General features: G+C 32.7%; 16 protein-coding genes. 4 read left to right on the plus strand and 12 right to left on the minus strand.

The genetic code is table 11. The annotated features are described in order from the left end of the window. Window positions 1-63 precede the first annotated feature (63 nt). From KO504_RS16490 to kynU, 3 genes are all read right to left on the minus strand, one after another. Window positions 64-471, minus strand: a complete 408-nt coding sequence (locus KO504_RS16490) for a RidA family protein (protein WP_215928698.1) — start codon at window positions 469-471, stop codon at window positions 64-66. 62 nt (window positions 472-533) lie between these two features. Beyond that, window positions 534-1,934, minus strand: coding sequence for an FAD-dependent oxidoreductase (locus KO504_RS16495; RefSeq protein WP_215928700.1), 1,401 nt, complete (start codon window positions 1,932-1,934; stop codon window positions 534-536). Window positions 1,935-2,199: 265 nt separating this feature from the next. Next, entirely contained in the window at window positions 2,200-3,471 is a 1,272-nt protein-coding gene (gene kynU / locus KO504_RS16500; protein ID WP_215928702.1) for a kynureninase, read from the minus strand. Window positions 3,472-3,625: 154 nt separating this feature from the next. Here kynU and KO504_RS16505 point away from each other — a divergent pair, with 154 nt between their 5' ends. Next, on the plus strand, window positions 3,626-5,014 hold the full coding sequence (locus KO504_RS16505) for a sensor histidine kinase (protein ID WP_215928704.1): 1,389 nt from the start codon (window positions 3,626-3,628) through the stop codon (window positions 5,012-5,014). A gap of 161 nt (window positions 5,015-5,175) precedes the next feature. Here the strand turns inward: KO504_RS16505 and KO504_RS16510 are convergent, their stop codons facing one another. Continuing rightward, window positions 5,176-5,865, minus strand: a complete 690-nt coding sequence (locus KO504_RS16510) for a hypothetical protein (protein WP_215928706.1) — start codon at window positions 5,863-5,865, stop codon at window positions 5,176-5,178. A gap of 42 nt (window positions 5,866-5,907) precedes the next feature. Here KO504_RS16510 and KO504_RS16515 point away from each other — a divergent pair, with 42 nt between their 5' ends. Continuing rightward, window positions 5,908-6,708 (plus strand): class I SAM-dependent methyltransferase, encoded by an 801-nt coding sequence (locus tag KO504_RS16515; RefSeq protein ID WP_215928708.1) that lies wholly within the window; start codon window positions 5,908-5,910, stop codon window positions 6,706-6,708. A 93-nt stretch (window positions 6,709-6,801) separates the two neighbouring features. Then, window positions 6,802-7,689, plus strand: coding sequence for a carboxypeptidase-like regulatory domain-containing protein (locus tag KO504_RS16520; RefSeq protein ID WP_215928710.1), 888 nt, complete (start codon window positions 6,802-6,804; stop codon window positions 7,687-7,689). A gap of 59 nt (window positions 7,690-7,748) precedes the next feature. Here KO504_RS16520 and msrA read toward each other — a convergent pair whose 3' ends face one another. The 3 genes from msrA to KO504_RS16535 form a co-directional block, all read right to left on the minus strand. Next, on the minus strand, window positions 7,749-8,411 hold the full coding sequence (msrA, locus tag KO504_RS16525) for a peptide-methionine (S)-S-oxide reductase MsrA (protein WP_215928712.1): 663 nt from the start codon (window positions 8,409-8,411) through the stop codon (window positions 7,749-7,751). A gap of 119 nt (window positions 8,412-8,530) precedes the next feature. Then, on the minus strand, window positions 8,531-9,316 hold the full coding sequence (locus tag KO504_RS16530; RefSeq protein ID WP_215928714.1) for a zinc ribbon domain-containing protein: 786 nt from the start codon (window positions 9,314-9,316) through the stop codon (window positions 8,531-8,533). Window positions 9,317-9,318: 2 nt separating this feature from the next. Continuing rightward, the gene (locus tag KO504_RS16535) at window positions 9,319-10,413 is read right to left on the minus strand and encodes a Nif3-like dinuclear metal center hexameric protein (protein WP_215928716.1); all 1,095 of its coding nucleotides are present in this window, start codon (window positions 10,411-10,413) and stop codon (window positions 9,319-9,321) included. A 128-nt stretch (window positions 10,414-10,541) separates the two neighbouring features. On the opposite strand from KO504_RS16535, the gene lpxK reads away from it, so the two are divergent. After that, window positions 10,542-11,540, plus strand: a complete 999-nt coding sequence (gene lpxK / locus KO504_RS16540; protein ID WP_215928718.1) for a tetraacyldisaccharide 4'-kinase — start codon at window positions 10,542-10,544, stop codon at window positions 11,538-11,540. Here the strand turns inward: lpxK and KO504_RS16545 are convergent. The 5 genes from KO504_RS16545 to KO504_RS16565 all read right to left on the minus strand — a co-directional run bounded on the left by KO504_RS16545 (window position 11,533) and on the right by KO504_RS16565 (window position 17,478). Beyond that, window positions 11,533-13,773 (minus strand): tetratricopeptide repeat-containing hybrid sensor histidine kinase/response regulator, encoded by a 2,241-nt coding sequence (locus KO504_RS16545; protein WP_215928720.1) that lies wholly within the window; start codon window positions 13,771-13,773, stop codon window positions 11,533-11,535. The two genes, lpxK and KO504_RS16545, sit on opposite strands and share 8 nt — an antisense overlap. 50 nt (window positions 13,774-13,823) lie before the next feature. Further along, window positions 13,824-14,819, minus strand: a complete 996-nt coding sequence (gene gap / locus KO504_RS16550) for a type I glyceraldehyde-3-phosphate dehydrogenase (RefSeq protein ID WP_215928722.1) — start codon at window positions 14,817-14,819, stop codon at window positions 13,824-13,826. Beyond that, a complete protein-coding gene (gene lipA, locus KO504_RS16555) occupies window positions 14,819-15,691 on the minus strand; it encodes a lipoyl synthase (protein ID WP_215928723.1) in 873 nt (290 codons plus the stop codon). The genes gap and lipA overlap by 1 nt, the downstream gene beginning before the upstream one ends. Window positions 15,692-15,829: 138 nt before the next feature. Then, on the minus strand, window positions 15,830-16,375 hold the full coding sequence (locus KO504_RS16560) for an RNA polymerase sigma factor (protein ID WP_215928733.1): 546 nt from the start codon (window positions 16,373-16,375) through the stop codon (window positions 15,830-15,832). Then, window positions 16,366-17,478, minus strand: coding sequence for a glycosyltransferase (locus KO504_RS16565; protein WP_215928735.1), 1,113 nt, complete (start codon window positions 17,476-17,478; stop codon window positions 16,366-16,368). The genes KO504_RS16560 and KO504_RS16565 overlap by 10 nt, the downstream gene beginning before the upstream one ends. Between the last annotated feature and the right edge of the window lie 4 nt (window positions 17,479-17,482).

Here is a 17,482-nt window from a genome sequence, read left to right on the forward strand (position 1 = left end):
GATAAAAAAACCAAGATAATAGAGTCAAGATTTATAAGTCTACGATTCTTGGTTCTAGGTTCTTTAATCTTTTTTCTTATAAGCCATAACCTTTATCTCAACCACCAAATCTGGATGAGGTAATTGATGCACCGCAACTGTAGTTCTAGTTGGTCCTGTTTCTTTTTCGAAGAATTCTGCGTAAGCTTTGTTATAATCGGCAAAGTCATTCATGTTGACTAAAAATGAGGTAACATCTACCACATCTTTTAAGCTCGCCCCAACTTTTTGAAGATTCTTATCTATGTTTTTTAAGACTTCTTGAGTTTGTGTATAGGCATTTAAGCGTTTTGTTCCCATCTCGTCTATAATATCAACTCCAGCAATGGTGTTATCTGGTAGACGAGAGCTTGTGCCTGAAACGAAAATAAAATCGCCAACTTGCTTTACATGTGGATAGGCTCCTCTTGGTGTTACTATTTTCTCGCTCATAATTTTGTTTTAATTACTTCTGTTATTTTATTTTCAATTAATCATTAATCACTAATCATTAATCAATGCAATCCCGCAATCCGATCATCTTCTAAAATAGCTTCAGTTTCTGCTTTTACTTTATCTAAAATGTCTTTTAAATCATCTTCAGTTGATATAATTTTATCAGTTAACATATTCAATATAGCCTTGTCTTGTGCTCGTCCTCTTAACATTGCTTCATTGTATCCAATGTCTTCGTTAAAGGTAACCAAACTATATTTTGATGAATAGGCACTAGGAAATTCTTTTTCTAAAGCCATTTCAATTTTTCGTTTTTCTTGAAAAATAGGATTGGCAACATGACCTTTCATTTCATGGAAATTGTCAATGGCTAAATCGGCAATGGCATCTGTGTCTTTCTTTCTGTTTTTCTCGTAAGCTTCAAACGTAGCTTCCCAATTATCTAGATTTTGATCTAGTACTTTATCAAATTCAACCACATCTTCAAATGAGGCATTCATACCTTGACCATAAAAAGGAACTATAGCATGTGCTGAATCTCCCATTAATAAGGTGTTGCCTTTATAATGCCAAGGGGAACATTTTACGGTTCCTAAAGCTGCTGTTGGATTTTCGAAAAAATCATCCACCAAATTCGGCATGATTTCTAAAGCATCTGGGAATTCTTTTTGGAAGAATTCTGTGACGACTTCTGGTGTGGTTAAATTATTAAAATTGTATTCTCCTTCGCTGTAACTTAAAAATAAAGTGACTGTAAAACTACCGTCTAAATTTGGTAAAGCGATAAGCATAAAGCTACTTCTTGGCCAAATGTGTAACGCATTTTTATAGGTTTTGTAACCACCATCTTCTTTTGGTAAAAAGGTTAATTCCTTATAACCGTGACTTAAATACTCTTGCGAAAAACTGAATAGGAATTTATGACTTAAATAATAGCTTTTTCGTAATGCGGATCCAGCTCCATCTGTGGCGATAATACAATCTGCATCTTCAATAAACTCTTCTTTAGAATTGTAATCTTGGAATAAGGCTGTGGTTTTTTCGAAATCTACAGAATTACATTTCTTGTTGAAATGAATGGTGACATTATCATGCTTTTCGGCTTCGGTTAAAAGTAAACCATTGAGTTCCCCTCTAGAAATGGAATTGATATATTCATAATCTCTTCCACTGTAATTAGATAAAAACGTATTGCCTTCTTTGTCGTGAATCATTCTTCCGTTCATAGGAATGCACAATGCTTTCACTTTATCTTCAATACCAACGAGTTTCATGGCTTTGTTTCCACGGTCCGAAAATGCTAAATTGATGGAACGACCTGCAGAAATATCTGTAGTTCTTAGGTCTGGACGCATTTCGTAAACAGTGACGTTGTAGCCTCTTTGCCCTAGTCTTAATGCTAATAGGCTTCCGCAGAGTCCTGCGCCTATGATTAGTATGTTTTGTTGTTTGTTACTCATAAGTTTTTTTCAATCTGAACTTGTATCAGAATTTTTTTAGTTCTGTTCATTTTGTCTTGATACAAAACGAACCAAAAAATCACAATCAATCTGAGGAAATCCCTTCGGAACATTCGCTTTCAAAGTTTCATGCTTGAAGCTTCGCTTCGCAGTTCCACTTTTTCGCTCTTTATTTCTGCAGATTGATGTTCAATTTTTCAAATTGATTTAGGATTTGAATATTTAATTATTTGTTTTATTCATTCCAATTGTTTTTCTAGTTGTGCTAAATGCTCAATATTTCCTTCATCTTCTCAACCATCAAATAAACATCTTCAAATGAATTATACAATGGCACTGGTGCGCATCTAATGACATCTGGTTCTCTCCAATCGCTAATGACTCCGGCTTCGGTTAATTTATCGTGTAATGATTTATCAGCGTTTAAAACTTGAATAGATAACTGACAACCACGTTCATTAGGATTTTCTGGTGTGATAATTCTTATGGTATCTTCTCCTAAGCCTTTCAGTAAATACTCGAAATAACCCGTTAGTTTTTTCGATTTTTCAATCAGTTTTTCAATACCAACTTCATTAAACATATCTAAAGACGCTTTAATGGCGGCCATTGATAAAATAGGTGGGTTACTTAATTGCCAGCCTTCGGCTCCAGGTAATACATCAAACTCATGGCGCATATTAAAACGTGTGTCTTTGTTGTGGCTCCACCAACCTGTAAATCGGTTGAGGTCTTTGTCGTAAGCATGACGCTCATGGACAAAACAACCCGACAAACTTCCTGGTCCAGAATTCATGTACTTGTAAGTACACCAAACGGCAAAATCGGCTCCAGAATTATGTAAGTCTAAATTAACGTTTCCGGCACCATGTGCACAATCAAAACCGACTTTACAATCATAACTGTGTCCTAAGTCTGTAATACGCTTAAAGTCGAAAAACTGACCAGTGTAATAATTGACACCACCAATCATTATTAATGCAATCTCGTTACCGTGTGTTTTTAAAATAGCTTCTAAGTCGTCATAATTTAGTAATTCTTCACCCTCTCTTGGTTGCCAGAGAATTAAACCTTCTTTATCATCGTAACCATGATGGCGTAATTGCGATTCTACAGCATATTTATCTGAAGGAAAGGCGTCACTTTCAATAAGTATTTTATAACGTTCTTTGGTTGGTTTGTAAAAAGACGCCATCATAAAATGCAGATTTGCCGTTAAAGAGTTCATAGTGACCACTTCAATTGGTTTTGCGCCAACTAATTTTGCTGTGGCTTCTGTTAGGAATTCATGATATGGTAACCAAGGGTTTTTGGCATCTGTATGACCTTCTACACCTAGATTTGCCCAATCTTCTAGTTCTTGATTGATATAAGACTTTGTAGATTTGGGTTGAAGTCCCAAAGAGTTGCCACAGAGGTAAATAAGTTCATTTCCGTGTTTGTCTTTTGGAATATGAAATTGAGTTCTATAATGAGATAATTCGTCTAATTTGTCTTGCGCCTTAGCATAATCAAGACTGGGGTTGTAGTTGGACAATTTGAAAGGTTTTTCGGTTTGTAACAAAAATAGCATAATTATATTAAATTTCCGTTAATCGATTAATTCAGAAAGTGTCATAAGAATTAAAAAGAATTAAATAGTTTTACGCACATTTTTTCGGCTAAATAAATAGCGAATAATAATTTTGTATATGCTAAAAAAACTTTGGTTGTCCTATCGCCAATGGTATATTGAGTATAGTGGTTTTTCTAATCAAAAAGAAAAAGAAGACTTAACCTATTTTAGAGATAAACTGTTTGTCTCTATTTTAATATTAACCCTTGCCTTAAGTTTAATATCTTATATTCCTAGTGCAGGAATGGCTATTGCATTAGATAAAGACTTTGTTTTTGTAATAGATACTGTAGCTGTTTTGGTTATGCTGTTTTTACTTTTTAATAAACGAATGCATCTAACAACAAAGAAAACCATTTTTTCCATCAATTTGTTTTTGTTGTCTTTTGCTTTAATTATAGATCTAGGGCTTAATGGTAATGGAACTATTTTGCTTTTTATGCTTAGCATTCTAATAACACTTTATAGTGGAAAAAAAGCAGGTGTTAATTCTGTTGTAGTATCTGCGGTGTTTTATGCTATTGTATTGATTGTTGATTATGTTAAGTGGGTAGATATTCGGTTTTTTTCAGAGTCACCAATAGAAATATTATTTGTTGTCTTTATTAATAATGTACTTTTTGGACTGCTTACAGTTCTTTCAGTTTCGTTTTTAGTCGATCGTTTACACAATGCATTATTAAAAGAAAATCAATTACAAGATGAACTTCTTGAAAAGCATAAAAATGTAATTATTGCAAAAGAGCGTGCAGAAGAGTCCGATCAGTTAAAATCTGCATTTTTAACCAATATGAGTCACGAAATTAGAACACCAATGTATGGTATTTTGGGTAGTGCTGAACTTTTAAAAGCTTACCACAAGCAAGATGAAGAATACCAAGAATATGTTAAGGTGATAGAAGGGAGTGGTAATGAGTTATTAGATGTAATTACAGATATTTTAAATATATCTAAGATTGAAACAGGTCTAATGGCTGTTAGAAAATCGTTGTTTAATGTGAACGAGTGTATTCGGTCTATTTATGAGTTGTTCTTGCCAGAAGCAGAAATGAAAAATGTTGAGTTTACATTAAATAATTTTATTCCTGAAAGTAAGAGTCTAATAAATTCAGATAACGATAAGCTTACAGCAGTATTAAAGCATTTAATAGAGAATGCTGTAAAATACACTTCTAAAGGAGATAGAATTTATATTAGTTGTAGTTTGGATAGTTCTGCGTCTCAATTAGAATTTTTTATAAAAGATACAGGTGTTGGTATTCCTGATGATAAAAAAGAGACTATTTTTAATCCTTTTTATCAGGTTGATGTCGGTAATAAAAATGCTCTTCATGGCTCTGGTATTGGCTTATCTATATCTAAAGCCTATATAGAAATGTTAGGAGGAAACTTAATTTTAGAAAGTGAAACAGGAATAGGAACCTCTTTTAGATTTAATGTCGCTATTGATTTGCAAAGCGTTTAAGTCTGTTTCTTCTTATATGTCTCAAGAAAAAAGCACTTCAATATAAAAAAATGAAGTGCTTTTAATATATATAGACGCCCTAAGGCGGAAAATGTAAGCTATGTATTTTAAGTTAAAACTTAGAACACGAATCTTACATTATAGATTACAAAAATACAGCCTTATTTCTGATCATCCAAAGTGATACTGACATCTGTGAAATACAAATTCCAATTGCCACCTTCTTGTTTGTGATCTGTCGCTATTTTAATGCCATTGTAATTTTTGTAATTTTCAAAAGTTGTAGTTAGTGAAGGTTCTGCTGAATTACCTTTTCTGTAAACCCACTCTCTTATTATAAATTGTTCATCATAAAAAATATCATAAGCATCGCCTGGTGTGTAACCGCCTTCGTTAGAATAGGTAAGGGTTATCTTATTTAATTCGGTTTTGCTAATTGGAGCTTGTGCTTTTGTGGGTTCAGAAATTGTAGCAGAAGTGTCCCATACCAATTGAAAAGGAACCAAAAGCCAGAATTTATCATTAATAAAGCCTCTATCATTGGCTATTTGTATACTGTCCATATGCTTTCTAGAATATCGTTGTTCTCCATGTAAAGATTCAAAAAGTACTTCGTCCGTTTTAGGATACCAAGACCAAGACCGTCCTTTTCCTTCTCTGCTGTCGGTATCTACTTGAAAGGTGAATTTTATTTCAGAGACATTCTTCCAATGTTCAAAACCATGGGCGTTTGCAATTTTTTTAGCTATGGATAATTCTTGAGTGTCGGTTTTTAAGCTTGTTTGTTGTGGATCAGATTTACAGTTCAAAACAAGTAGTAAACAGATGAGACCTAGATTTAATGACTTCATATTAAAAAAGATATAGTAAATTACACGCTAAATTAATCAACCATGAAAGACGATACTAATTATTTTGAAGTGAATAAGGCTACCTGGAATAAAAAAGTAGCCATACATGCTCAAAGTGAAATGTATAATATGGACGCTTTTAAAGCGGGAAAAACATCATTAATGCCTTATGAGTTAAAGGCGTTGGGTGACGTAAACGGGAAGTCGTTATTGCATTTGCAGTGTCATTTTGGTCAAGATACATTGAGTTGGAGTCGGATGGGAGCAAAGTGTACTGGTGTAGATTTGAGTAATGAAGGTGTGAAATTAGCGAAGGAATTAAATACCGAATTACAACTCGATGCAGAATTTGTATGCTGCAATGTTTTAGAGACTTCTAAACATATTTCTGAAACTTTTGATATTGTATTTACCAGTTACGGAACTATTGGTTGGTTGCCAGATTTAAAGCCTTGGGCTAAAATGATTGCTGAACGCTTAAACGTTGGAGGAACATTTTACATTGTAGAATTTCATCCTATTGCATGGATGTTTGATTATGTAGATGGGCAACCAAAAATGATATATCATTACAGTCAAGATGAAGTGATTTATGACGAATATGAAGGGACTTATGCTAATCAGGATTCAAAAATGGTCAGTAAAGAGTATGGTTGGAATCATGGCTTAAGCGAAGTTGTTAACGCGCTTATTGAAGCCGGTTTACAAATTGACTATCTTAATGAATATGACGAAAGTCCTTATGACGTGTTTCCAGATTTAATAAAAACAGAATCCGAAATGTATAAGATGAAGCATCAATTATTTCCTATGATTTTTGAGTTGAAGGCCACAAAAATCTAGTGGTTTTTTTATGACGCAACGCAGCAGAAATTGAGTGTTAACTCGTTTTTAAGCTAAATGTAAACACTCACTTACCGATTAATAAATTTTAATTTGAATACAATAAAACGTCTAATCTTTCTACTTAGTATCAATTTTTGTGCAGCTCAAAGCATTAATGGAGTTGTAAAAGATTCTTTAACAGGTGAAGCTATAGCGTATGCAAATATTCTTTTAAAGAACGGGAAAGGAACCTACTCAGATGAATTAGGAAGCTTTAAGTTGAAGGTGAAAAATGTTCATACAGATACTTTAAAAGTTTCAACAATAGGGTATGAGTCTCAATTTATACCTGTCAATTTGTTTAAAGATGATTTGATTTATAACGTTTTATTAGCGCCAAAAACAGAAGGTTTAGATGAGGTTCTTATTTCTAGTAAAAAATTAAAATATGGTAAAAGGGAAATTTTAGGTGAACAGCGTGAGGGTAATCAGAGTGTGACGTCTTTAATTGGTTATGAAACGGCTGTTTTAATCGAGAACCCTGAAAACAAAACAGGAAAAGTAAATGGGGTTTACATCAGCCTAAAAAAGAGAAATGATGCCGAATATATAGCCACTTTTAATGTGAAATTTTATCAGTTTGATTCTATTGCTAATGCACCAGGAGAATTATTGTATAATAAAAATATATACGTTCAACCTAAAAATAAAAAATATAAATTATGGGTTAATGTTGAAGATTTAGGCATTCCCTTTCCTGAAAATGGAATGTGTGTAGGTGTAGAAATGGTTAATACACATGGTAAAGTAAAAAAGTACGCTTATTTTGGTCCCATGTATAGGTATACATTTACAGAGGATAAGACGTTGCAGACTTGGTCTAATTACCATAACTCAGGCTGGAGGCGTGGAGCTATTGATTATAAAAATCCGAAACGCACTAAAGTGGGATTTTTAAATCCCATGATAGGGGTTGAAGTGGAGTATCTTTTAGAGTAATTTTTTTTTATAATTGTTTAAGACCTGTCAGATTTTTAAAACCTGACAGATCTTTTTATTTAATGGTTTTTATTCTCCTTCAATAACTCAGGGAATTTAGCTTTGAATTTATTTAATCTCGGAATAGAAACATTTCTTATATAGCCTTGATTAGGATGTAAGCGTTCATAGTTTTGGTGGTAATCTTCGGCAATCCAAAATTTTTGGAATGGATAAACTTCAGCAGCTATAGTGGCATCTAATTCTTTGGCTAATGCTGCTTTTTTATCTTCTATGATTTGCTTTTGTTCATCGTTTTGATAAAAGATAATAGAGCGGTATTGCGAGCCATGATCTGGTCCTTGGCCATTAACTTGAGTAGGATTCTGAGAACCAAAATACACATCTACTAAAGTTGCAAAACTTACGACTTCAGGATCATAAATAATTTCTACAGCTTCTGCGTGGCCGGTTCTACCCGTATTGCTTGCTTCATAAGTTGGGTTTTTAGTATATCCACCAGCATATCCTGAAATAGATTCTTCAACGCCTTTTACACTCTCAAAAATCGCTTCTACACACCAAAAGCAACCACTTGCAAAATAAGCTTTTGCTTTACCGTCTTTTAACGGCACCACTACGGGTTCTGCGTCGATTACAGCTTGTTGCTTTGGGTTTGTTTGTGCTTGGTTGTGACAACTGAACACTAAGGCTATAGTTAAAATACTTAGTAACTTTTTCATGCTTTAATTTTCTTTAATTAAGTAGTCGTAGAAAATTGCAAATCCTTATTATAAAATTATATTAAATAAAAAAAAGCCTTTGCGTTGGCAAAGGCTTAGATACATGATGTGTTTAATGTTTATTTACTAAGTTTAGCAAATAATTTATTCATTTTTACTTTTTCTTCTTCAGCTAGTGCAGCATCAACTAAGATACGTCCACTATGCTCGTCAGTAATTACTTTCTTACGAGAAGCAATTTCTACTTGTACTTGTGGAGGAATAGTAAAGAAAGAACCTCCAGATGCTCCACGCTCAATAGCAACAACAGCTAAACCATTTTTAACGTTGTTTCTAATTCTAAGGTATGCTTTAACAAGACGCTCATCAATTTTCTTTTGAAAATCTAATGATTTGTTGATAAGTGCTTCTTCTTCTTTTTCTGTTTCTTTTAAAATTTCGTTTAGTTCACCTTTTTTGTGTTTAAGGTGCGCATTACGATCTTTTAAACGGTCTTTAGTTTCAGAAATGACTACTTTTTTCTGCTCTATCTGAGCTTTAAATTCTTTGATGTGCTTTTCAGCTAATTGAATTTCTAATTCTTGAAATTCAACCTCTTTTGTCAATGAGTTGTATTCTCTGTTATTTCTAACATTTTTTTGTTGCTCACTGTATTTTGTGATTAAAGATTTTGCTTCTTCAATTAAGTTTTTCTTTCCTTTAATCTCATCGTCAATAATAGCAAGACTATCATTTAACTTTTCCAATCTTAAGTTAAGCCCTTCAACTTCGTCTTCTAAATCTCTAACTTCTAAAGGAAGCTCACCTCTGACATTTCTTATTTCGTCTACTCTAGAGTCAATTAATTGTAAATCATATAGTGCTCTTAATCGCTCTTCAACAGAAACTTCAGCTTTTTTTGCCATAATTATAAATACTTTATCGGATTTGTATTTTTCTTTGATAAAATGATTGCAAAATTAGTGATTTTTTTCGAGAGATAGTCTACTAAAAACGATTTTGTGAACTGTTCGCTTTCATAATGTCCAATATCTGCTAAAACTATAGCGTTTTCTGCACTAAAAAAGTCGTGATATTTTAGGTCTGCTGTAATCAAAAGGTCAGCGTTTGCAGCTTTTGCGGCGCTTATGGCAAAACTTCCGGAACCTCCTAAAACGGCGATTCGTTTAATAGGTTTATTTAGCGATTTTGAATGTCTAATACACTCTGTTTGCATTCTAGTTTTAATAAAATTGAGGCATTCTTCGGTTTTCATGGCGTTTTCGAGCTCTCCAATCATGCCTATTCCAATATGCTGATTGTTGTTTTCTAAGGTTGAAATCTCGTAAGCCACTTCTTCATATGGATGCGTTTCAAATAAAGTCTTTAAAATTTTAGATTCTAAATGCTTTTTGAACGTCACGGAAATTGCAGTTTCTTTTTCGGTATGTAATTTTCCTTTTTCACCAATTACCGGATTAGAATCTTCATTTCCTAAATAAGTTCCTTCACCTTTCATATTAAAACTACAAGATTCGTAATTACCAATGTTTCCTGCGCCAGCTTTAAATAAAGCAGTTCTTAGAGATTCTGCATTTGCCTTTGGAACATAAGTTTGTAATTTTTTTATTGTACCAGATTGTGGAATTAATATTTTTTTGTTTTTTAAACCTAATTGATCACAAATAATAGAATTAACACCTTCAATTGCATTATCTAAAGCCGTATGAATTGAAAAAATTGCAATTTTATGCTGAATAGCTTTAATAACAACACGCTCTACGTATGTTTTGCCTGTTAATTTTTTTAAACCTGAAAATATGATAGGATGGAAGCTTACAATAAGATTACAATTGTTTTCAATAGCTTCATCTACAACAGTCTCTAGTGTGTCTAGTGTGACTAAGATGCCAGAAACAGTTTCATTTTTATCACCTACTAAAAGTCCAACATTATCAAAATCTTCAGCATAAGCTAAAGGTGCTAAATCGTGCAAGTGATTAATTACGTCTTGTATAATCATAAGTGTATATTTGTTTCAAAAATAATATAATTTAGTACTCGTGAAACATCATTCCTCCATTTTGCCTTTAAAACACTATGGTTATTGTGATGTTCCATGTGACAGAAATATGCTATAATTAAAAACACATGAAGATTATCCGCATCATATTGTTTCCTATTGTACCCATTTATTATGTCATTACTTGGTTGCGTAATTGGCTGTACGATTCTGGTTTTAAAACCTCTAAGTCGTATGATTTCCCTGTGATTTGTGTTGGTAATCTTAGTACAGGTGGAACAGGGAAAACACCAATGATAGAATATTTAATTAGACTTCTTAAGGACAATAAAGAGCTTGCTACATTAAGTAGAGGTTATAAACGTAAAACAGACGGTTTTGTTTTAGCAGATAAATATGCGAGTGCAGATACTATAGGAGATGAGCCTTTTCAGTTTTATAGAAAGTTTAGTAATGTAACCGTTGCTGTTGACGCTGACCGACAAAATGGAATTGCAGAACTTAGAACTTTAAACTCGCTACCGGAAGTTATTTTGTTAGATGATGCTTTTCAGCATAGAAAAGTAAAAGCGGGATGTAATATTCTACTAACGGCTTATAATAATCTTTATTATAAAGATATTGTTTTGCCTACAGGAAACTTGCGTGAGCCAAGATCTGGAGCAAAAAGGGCCGATTTAATTGTTGTTACAAAATGTAAGAAGGATCTTTCTGAAGCTGAAAAACAGAAGATTACTTCTAAGTTGAAATTAAAAAACCATCAAAAACTATTTTTTAGTTATGTGGATTATGCGACCGATGTGATTTCAGAATATGAAGTGTTAGAGTTAGTAAAGCTTCCAAAATTCACCTTAGTTACAGGCATTGCTAATGCAAAACCATTGGTAGATTTCTTAGTTGAAAAAGGGTTAGAGTTTGATCACATGGAATTTAGCGATCACTATAGTTTTAAAGTTTCAGATATTGAAACCTTAGCTTCAAAATCGTTAATTATTACAACGGAAAAGGACTATGTGCGTTTGTCCGGTTATGAAGAGTTAAAAAGTAAATTGTATTATTTGCCTATTCAAATAAAAATAGATAATTCAGAACAGTTTAATGCTGCAGTTAGTGCGTTTGTTAGTTAAAAAAACTAGATATAATTTTTTCACCGGAAAGAGCAGCATGTAATTTGTCTTCAAAATCCTCTTGTTTAAAAGGTTTAGAAATAATATCATCAAAACCAGCTTCGCCAAATTCGTGCATTTTGTCTTCTAACGTTACTGCTGTTAGGGCAAAAATGGTGAGTTCTTTATCAAAAGTTCTAATGATTTTTGTGGCTTCTAATCCACTAATTCCTGGCATATGAATATCCATTAAAACGACATCGTATGCTACTTCTTTTACTTGCTCTACTGCAGCTTCACCATTATCAACCACATCACAGTACAGATTCATCTTGTTGAGAATCTTTTTAGTAATCATTTGATTAATCTTGTTGTCTTCTACAATTAGAATTTTAACGTTACTTAAATCCAAACTTTCCATCTTATTAACTTTTTTAACTTCTTCTACTTGAGGTTTTTCGGCGTTTTTGTCATACTCTAAAGGAATCTCAAAGACGAATGTAGAACCTTTACCAAGTTCACTCTTTAAGTAAATTTTTCCTTTTAGAATTTGAATTAATCCTTTTACAATAGATAAACCTAGACCAGTACCTCCGTACTTTCTGTTAATTTGTACAGAGCCTTGAGAGAAGCTGTCAAACATTTGGTCTTGTTTTTCTTTTGTAATACCAATACCATTATCTTCAATTTCAAAGCGAAGATTGTACACGTTGTCTTTGACATCAGTTTTGTACGTTCTCACCCAGATGTCTCCATCTTTTGTGAATTTAATAGCATTACCAAGTAGGTTAATTAAGATTTGGGAAATCTTTAGTTGGTCACCAATAAATGATTCTGGTAGCCCTTCTTCATAGTCAAAATGTATTGTCGTATCTTGATCGTTAGCCGAATTGCTAAGAGCAGATATAACGTTTTCTAATTTATTTTTAAGATTAAAATTTTCAGGATCTAACTCTACTTTATTGGCTTCAATTTTATTAATTTGAAGAATATCGTTGATAAAGGTTAGTAGGTAATCTCCAGAGAATTTTAAAGATTTTAAATGTGGTATTTGGTGTTCTTTAGGATCTTCGTCCAATAGCATATTCGTAAGTCCTGTAACGGCATATAACGGAGTACGTAACTCATGAGTTACAGTAGATAAGAAGTTAGCTTTTGTTTTAGAAGCTAGTTCTGCTTTCTCTTTGGCAACAATAAGCTCATCATTCTTTTTATGAAGCATAGTGTTGGTATTGAGTCTTATATTGTTGTTTTTATACAGAGATAACGTTAATAGCGACAAAATGGTTATTAAGGCAATACTTAAAATTGTTGTGATTTTAGAAAAGGCAGTTTCGGCACTAACTTCGTCTATTTGTGCTTTTAATTGTGCGTTTTCAGCATCTTTATAATTATTAATATATTGGCTAGATATTCCTGGTGCTAAGTTTGCTCGTTTTACATTTAATATAGAATCGGATAGTTGAATATGTTTTTTGATATAACTATGGGAATTTTTATAATCTCCATTTTTTTCATGAATAGCACTCAGAGTAAGGAAAGCCTCATTTACATTTTCTATGATTTTTTGTGATTGGGCAATGGCTAAACCTTCTTCGGTTTGAGATAATGCCATCTTGAGATTATTTAGCTCACTATAAATTTTTCCACTCTGAATTAAAGCACTGCTAAGGCGACGTTTTTGATCGTGTTTCTTGGCTATAAGTATGGTTTTCTCTAATTCTGATTTTGCTTCTTCGTACCGTTTTTGAGCAATATAGATTTTTGCTTCATTGAGTGTGACCTCTGAAATATAAGCTTCTAAGCCTTCTTGTTCAAATAGGTTTTTTGCAGAATTGTAATATTCTAAAGCTTTTTTGTATTCTTCTTGTGTGCTGTGAATTACACCTTTTATATTATAAGTAACAGCAAGGTTACCATAATCATTATTTTCACGTTGAATTTGAATGGCTTTGTTAAGCGAAATTTTAGCTTGTGATTCCTCATTAACTAAAAATTGAACTTTTGCTATTTTGGTATGAATTGTACCTTGGTTAGACTTATCGTCAATTTTTTCTGCAATTACAAGTGCCTTGTTTAGATTATCTTTAGCATTGTAATAGTCGCCACGATTACTCTCAAGTTTAGCTTGCTCTAAGTGGTTCTGAAGCTTTAATGCTAGCATGTCTTTATCTTCATCGCTATCTTGTTGCGCGAAAATAAGACTACAAAAACATGCTAGAAATACAAATATGTAATATTTGATTAGGGACATTCAGCTCACTTTAATTCAAGCAAATATAATTATTTATTCGATAAAAGTGGTTATTTATCGGTTAAATTGCAAATTAAATCTAAAATTCTTGAACTATATCCTGTTTCATTATCGTACCAGCCTACTATTTTTACCATGTTACCGATTACTGAAGTCATTTGCGAATCGAAGATGCAAGAGTGTGGATTTCCAACAATATCAATAGATACAATTGGGTCTTCAGTATATTCAAGGATGCCTTTTAGCTGATAATCAGCTGCATTTTTAAATATTTCGTTAACTTTTGAGATAGATGTTGGTTTTTCAACATTTATGGTAATATCTGTTAACGAGCCATTTGCAACTGGTACTCTAATACCACATCCACCAATGACATCAGACAAGTCTGGGAAAATTTTTGTTAGTGCTTTAGCGGCTCCAGTTGTGGTTGGTACTATAGATTGTCCTGCTGCTCTAGCTCGTCTTAGATCTTTGTGCGGTTGATCGTGTAAACTTTGGTCTGTAGTATATGAGTGAATTGTAGTAATATAAGCTTGCTTTATACCAAGATGCTCTTTTATTAGAGCAATCATTGGAGCGGCATTATTTGTAGTACAAGATGCGTTTGATATAATTGTTTCAGAACCTGTTAATGTGTTATCATTAACACCTAAAACAATTGTTTTAATATCATCTTCTAATGCCGGAACTGATAGAATAACTCTTTTTGCGCCATTTTGTATATGGTGCTCTAGTTCTGTTTTTGTTTTGAATTTCCCTGTAGATTCAATAACAAAATCTGGTTGAACTTTAGACCAATCTAATGTTTTAGGATGCGATTCTCTATATAAAGGGATTGAAATATTATTTACAATAATATGGTGTTCATCAAAAGAAATCGTGTCTTTTAATACGCCATGAATACTATCGTACTTTAATAAGTGACTTAAGGTTTTAGAATCGGCTAAATCATTAATAGCAACAATTTGTATTTCTGGATGCTCTAAGGCTAATCTAAATACGCGGCGGCCAATTCTGCCAAAGCCGTTAATGGCTATCGTAATCATTAATTAATATGTTTTTGAGCTTTGTATGATGATCTTACTAAAGCACTACTTTCTACATGTCTAAAGCCTAAATCTAAACCAATAGCTTTATATTCATCAAACTGATCTGGATTGATAAACTGTTTTACAGGTAAATGCTTTTTACTTGGTTGGAGGTATTGACCAATAGTAACAACATCTACATCGTTAGCTCTTAAATCGTGAAGGGTTTGTATCACTTCTTCACGTTCTTCACCTAGGCCTAACATAATTCCGGATTTGGTTCTACGTTGCCCTTGGGCTTTTAAATATTTTAAAACTCCTAAACTTCTGTCGTATTGCGCTTGTATTCTTACATCACGAGTTAGGCGTCTTACAGTTTCAATATTATGAGACACAACTTCTGGTGCTACATCTATGATACGATCGATATGTTTTTCAATACCTTGAAAATCTGGAATTAATGTTTCTAATGTTGTTTCAGGATTCATGCGTCTAACTGCTTTTACAGTTTCTGCCCACATAATACTTCCCATATCTTTAAGGTCATCCCTGTCTACACTTGTTAAAACGGCATGTTTAATTTGCATTAACTTTATAGAACGTGCTACTTTTTCTGGTTCGTCCCAATCAACCGTTTCTGGTCGGCCTGTTTTTACACCACAAAAACCACAAGAACGTGTACATACATTTCCTAAAATCATAAATGTAGCTGTGCCCTCTCCCCAACATTCGCCCATGTTTGGGCAACTTCCAGACGTACAAATGGTATTTAATTTGTACTTATCTACTAAGGTTCTTAATTCTGTGTATTTTTTGCCAGTTGGTAATTTAACTCTAAGCCATTTTGGTTTACGTTCAGGTAAAATGTTTGAAGCAATTTTGGTTTCCATGCAATTCTCAATTTCAAGACGCAAAGATACGAAGTAAATAATAAAAAAGTTTAGAGTAATGAAGCGGACTTAATACGGTGTAAAAATTATTTGTTGTTTAAATCCTGAAGGCATTCAATTTTTTAAAGGAAGGCAATATTAAGATTTTGTAATAATTGCAGCCAATAGTTTTTTTGCACGCAGCAGTTTAACTTTTACATTATTTATAGGATCATTTAGTTCTTCAGAAATTTCTTTGTAACTCAGTTCCTGAAAGTACCTTAAGTTAATGACTTCTTGGTAATGTGGTTTTAGTTTCTTAATGTCCTTTAGAAGGTTTGCAAGATTCTGCTCTGTAATAATTTTATCTTCAGGTGTTGGTGAATCATCGACAATATCAAAATATTGGTTATCGTCGTCTTTAGATGTATTTCTGATTGATTGCTTTTGTTTTCTAATTAAATCGATATGAATATTTTTCGAGATAGTGAGAAGCCAAGTCTTAAATTTATAGTCTTCATTATAGGTGCCAATCTTGTCAAAAGCCTTAGAGAATGTCTGTATGGTTATGTCTTCTGCATCATTTTCGTTCATGGTGCGTTTAAGTTGAAAAGCATAGACATCATTCCAATACGAGTCTAGGAGAAAATTAAATGCAATTTGATTATTATTTTTTGCTTTGTTTATAGCTTCTTTTACTTCCAATGTTTAGGCTTAGATATCAGATTAGTTATAAAGATACTTAATTGTGTAGTAATAAGAAATAATTCTAAAAAAGGAGCAAGGATAATAAGGTCTGTTTCTTCAAATTTTTTAGCTGTAAATCCAAAACTTAACCACTGTACTACAAGTCGTAAGCTAATTAAAGCAATAATCCATTGCCAAGAAAATCCTAAAATTATAAGTGAAATTCCTAGAGTCCAGAATAATAATTGAGTAATATAAAATACACCTAATAATAATTGATGCTTCAATTTGTAAAAATTTGCGGTGCTAATATGTCTTCTTTTTTGAAGAATCCACGCCTTTAATGTTGTCTTAGGTTCAGAAATTGTAAAACTTTCTTTACTGAAACAGATGGCTGTATTCGTGGTGTTTGCGACTTCATTTATAAATAAGTCGTCATCACCGGATTTAATAGACATGTGATTGTTAAACCCACAATTATTAAAGAATAAATCTTTTCTATACGCCATGTTGCGGCCCACTCCCATATAAGGTAAGCTCATTTCGGCATAAGAAAAGTATTGTAAAGCAGTCATTACGGTTTCAAAACGGATAAGTTTATTTAAAAAAGAAAATTTCTTTTTAGCATAAGCACCATAACCTAATACAATAGATTTTTGGTTAGAAAAACCACTGCTCATATGTGCTAGCCAATGTTTAGAATTTGGTATGCAATCCGCGTCAGTAAAAACTAAAAAATCATGTTTAGAGGCTTTTATACCTAAAGTGAGTGCGTATTTTTTATTTCCCCAGAATGCTTCATTTATTTTTACATCAACAAGTTTAATATTGTTGTTTTTGGCTTCAAAATCTTTCATGATTTCTAATGAATTGTCAAACGAACTATCGTTAACTAAGACAATTTCGAAATCTGAATAGGCTTGGTTTAATATTAAGGGAATATTTTTCTTTAAATTTTCGGCTTCGTTTTTAGCACATATTATTACAGATATTGGAATGTGCTTTTTTAGTCGTGTTTCAGCATGCTTAACACCAAAAGTGAAAAGAAAACTAAGATAATATATAATTTGAATACTAACAACTGCAATAAATGCATAAAATAGTATTGAGGGAAGTGTCATTAAG

The organism is Winogradskyella psychrotolerans (genome assembly GCF_018860565.1).
GTDB classification, from domain to species: Bacteria; Bacteroidota; Bacteroidia; order Flavobacteriales; family Flavobacteriaceae; genus Winogradskyella; species Winogradskyella damuponensis.